We start from the raw sequence: 3,713 nt of genomic DNA on the forward strand, positions 1-3,713 counted from the left end.
TAAGGGAAAAGTATGAATAATTCAGGATAATTTAACGGTTGGTGAAAATATTAAACTTGCTCCAACTCAATTAGGTAAAGAAACTAGTGAAGAAGCACAGAAGACCGCTAAAGATTTATTAGAAACTGTTGGATTGTCCGACAAATTTGATGCTATACCAGCCTCACTTTCCGGTGGTCAAAAACAACGGGTAGCAATCGCTCGTGCCTTAGCAATGAATCCTGATATTATGCTTTTTGATGAACCTACATCAGCGCTTGATCCTGAAATGGTGGGTGATGTGCTAGCTGTAATGAAGAAATTAGCTAAAGATGGAATGACAATGGTAGTTGTTACTCATGAGATGGGTTTTGCCAAGGAAGTGGCAGATCGAGTGGTATTTATGGATGATGGTCGAGTTTTGGAAGAAGGGACTCCTCAGCAAATCTTTGAGGATCCTTCCAATGAAAGAACTAAAGTATTCCTTGAAAAAGTGATCGATGTGTAAGCAACTTTTTTGCTACACATTTTGCTAAATAATCTGTATGATTTTAGTCTTGTGATAGATATTATTCAAAGTGGGGGAAATTGAAATGCTGAAAGTAATTCTAGTGATGCATGATGTAGAACATAATGATTACTATCGGATGAACAAGACATATTTTGAAAGTATGCCAGTTGCCGGACAGTACATTTATAATACTGATGCAAATGCATATTTAGTTGAAGAAGTTGTTTCATTTGCAGGTTATGTTTCGAGTAAAGGGGCAATCGCTGTTATAGTTGTGACGCCTGCTGATAAGGACCAGCCAGTTGGTCAAATTTATGGACTTGATATTGGAGAAGATTTGGATGATTAACTAACCATCCATACTTAAGAGGAGAAAATGGGGACAACACATTTTTATTTAGTACGACATGGACAGACTCAAGTAAATCGTCTTGTGCGTTTGCAAGGAACGACTGATTCTGCCCTGACAGTTCGGGGGATAAGGGATGCGAGGAAACTTGGGCGCCGTTTAGCTGATGTCGAATTCAGCGCGGTCTTTGCGAGTAACTTGCGTCGCACACAAGAAACTGCAAATAATATCATCCAAATGAATGAATTTCCAGACCCGCCAAGCTTTTATTTGAGTGATCTTAGGGAGTTTGATTTTGGACAATATGAAGAAGCTAGAAAAAGAACTCTGATACCTAACGCGATGCGTGCGTTAGGTCCCTTTCAGATTTTACGAACGGCTTTTGGCAAACATCATGCGAATGGTTTAGTTGATTTGTTTGATCGGATGTCAAATGATGCGCCATTGGAGTCCAGTGCCGACTTAAGTCAACGGATGACACATACTCTAGAAGCAATTGCTAGAGCCTATGGTGGTGCTGATCGCAATATTTTGATCGTGACACATGGCTTGCTTTTATCTTCCTTTATCGAAAGCTTGAATGGCAGTGTACCACTATTGTTGGTCAAAAATACTAACGTAGTGCGTGTTGATTATGAGCAGGAAAAATTTGTTATTAAAACTACTAATTTTGCTGGAAAAAAGAAGTGATGTTTTTGAACCCAAAGACAACAAAGTTACTACACGATTTAGCTGAAAAGAGGATAGTGCCGGGCGTTTCTTACTCAATGATCCATCAGGGAAAGCTGCAGTCGGAAGTTTTTGGTGAAAAAGAAATTTTCCCTAGACATGAGAAACTCGTGCCAGGGCTGTTATACGATGTCGCTTCATTGACAAAAGTCGTTTGTACGACCCCAATGATTTTAAAGTTGCTCGAGGAACAAAGACTTTCTTTAGATCAGCCAATTGCTCAGCTCCTACCTTGTTTTACAGACCAACGTGTCACTTTACGGCACTTATTGACACACACTTCAGCAATTACTGGGTATATCAAGGATCGTGATCAACTAAATGCAACAGAGTTATTAACTGCAATTTACGAACAAATGCATGTTGGTGACTGGTTGGGTGAAAAGGTAGTTTATACAGATATCAATATGATATTACTGGGACAGATCATTGAGAAATTTTATCATTTGCCTGTCCAAACGGTCTTCAAAAATGAAGTTCTTAAGCCTTTGAAATTAAATGAAAGCACTTTTGAACCTAGCAAGCAATATTGTGTTCCAACTGCTGTTGATCCTATCAGAGGGTTGATCAAAGGAGAGGTACATGATCCGAAGGCGTATGTCTTGGGTAAGCATTGTGCTTCTGCCGGTTTGTTCATGACACTCAATGATTTAACTAAGTATGTTTCTTGGCTTTTGGGTCAGTTCGGAACGCTTCCGCTACTGTCTGATCAAACAGTAGTTTCTTTGTTCGCAGACTATACGCCAAATAAAACGGGGCATCGTTCGTTAGGCTTTGATCTGTGTGATACTCCAGATGGACGAGCATGTTTATATCACACTGGGTACACAGGGACTTTTATTTTGATCGATAGGTTAAAGCAAGACGCACTGGTAGTTTTAACAAACCGCGTACATCCGCGGCAACAAAATAGCCGTTATCTGCAAGCACGGGATCAGTTGATTAAAACTTATCTTAAAGAAAAATAATAATTTGTGAGTTGATATTTCCGTCTAGCAAATGGGATATCGACTTTTTTCATTCTGTCAAATTTTGCTTCATTAAATGTCAAAAAGGTTGGAGACATAAAAGAGCAATACTGCTTTATTAGGTTGTCAAAACTTTCACATACGGTTAAAATAAAGTTGAAACAAAAAAGGAGCGAATCAATTTGACTGAACCATTGTTTTTACAACCTTATTTTCAAGAAAAAATCTGGGGTGGCTCACGGTTGGCTAGTGAATATGGTTATGATATTCCTAGCGATCATACTGGCGAATGCTGGGCAATTTCAGGTCACTCACATGGTCCCGCGACCGTTATCAATGGCCCGTACAAGGGGAAGACTGTAACTGAACTGTGGGATCAACACCGGGAATTATTCGGTGATGCCAAAGGGGACGTCTTTCCTTTACTCACGAAGATCTTAGATGCTCGTGAAGATCTTTCAGTTCAGGTTCATCCGGATGATGCTTATGCAAAAGAACATGGAGGAGAACTAGGTAAAACTGAGTGCTGGTACGTTTTAGCCGCCGAGCCTGGCGCAGAAATGATTTATGGACACCATGCGCAGACTAAGGCTGAGTTAACTGAAATGATTGAAAATCAGCAGTGGGATAAGCTGTTTAGACATGTACCGGTCAAGCCGGGTGACTTCTTGTATGTTCCTAGCGGCACGATCCATGCAATTGGTAAGGGGATCATGGTTTTAGAAACACAGCAGAGCAGTGATACTACTTATCGCTTGTATGACTTTGACCGTGTTGACAAAAAAACTGGTAAGAAAAGAGAGCTGCATTTAAAACAATCGATTGATTGTACGAATGTACCGTTTACAGAGCCTAAACTAAACCGCAAAGACTATACAGTTGGTGATGCGCAGGTCACTCGTTTTGTTTCTACTAAGTTTTTTGCTGTTTACAAATGGAGCTTGACTGGTGGAACTGCGGTTTTCAAGAGACAAGAGGCACCCTATACTTTGGTTTCAGTTCTTGATGGTCAAGGTGAGATCAAAATAGATGGCCAAAGCTATCCAATCAAAAAAGGTGTTCATTTTATTTTGCCATCTGCTGTCAAAGAATGGCAATTGAATGGCAATTTAACTATCATTGCTTCTGAACCCGGACAAGAAGCATAAAAAAGAACCCTACCATAAAGATAGAGTTC

4 protein-coding genes and 1 pseudogene are annotated in these 3,713 nt (G+C 40.0%); all 5 read left to right on the top strand.

What is annotated here, in order from left to right:
• Nucleotides 1-25 precede the first annotated feature (25 nt).
• Nucleotides 26-487: pseudogene (locus FC65_RS09460) on the top strand (amino acid ABC transporter ATP-binding protein); the annotation flags it as partial.
• Between the two features lie 85 nt (nucleotides 488-572).
• Nucleotides 573-839, top strand: coding sequence for a hypothetical protein (locus FC65_RS09465; protein ID WP_010499528.1), 267 nt, complete (start codon nucleotides 573-575; stop codon nucleotides 837-839).
• Between the two features lie 27 nt (nucleotides 840-866).
• Nucleotides 867-1,529, top strand: coding sequence for a histidine phosphatase family protein (locus FC65_RS09470; RefSeq protein ID WP_010499526.1), 663 nt, complete (start codon nucleotides 867-869; stop codon nucleotides 1,527-1,529).
• 5 nt (nucleotides 1,530-1,534) lie between these two features.
• On the top strand, nucleotides 1,535-2,536 hold the full coding sequence (locus FC65_RS09475) for a serine hydrolase domain-containing protein (protein ID WP_029605717.1): 1,002 nt from the start codon (nucleotides 1,535-1,537) through the stop codon (nucleotides 2,534-2,536).
• 182 nt (nucleotides 2,537-2,718) lie between these two features.
• Nucleotides 2,719-3,684 carry a mannose-6-phosphate isomerase, class I gene (manA, locus tag FC65_RS09480; RefSeq protein ID WP_056972486.1) on the top strand — a complete coding sequence of 322 codons (966 nt, stop codon included), beginning with the start codon at nucleotides 2,719-2,721 and terminating at the stop codon, nucleotides 3,682-3,684.
• The last annotated feature ends 29 nt before the right edge of the window (nucleotides 3,685-3,713 follow it).

It is taken from the genome of Ligilactobacillus acidipiscis DSM 15836 (assembly GCF_001435755.1).
GTDB lineage: Bacteria > Bacillota > Bacilli > Lactobacillales > Lactobacillaceae > Ligilactobacillus > Ligilactobacillus acidipiscis.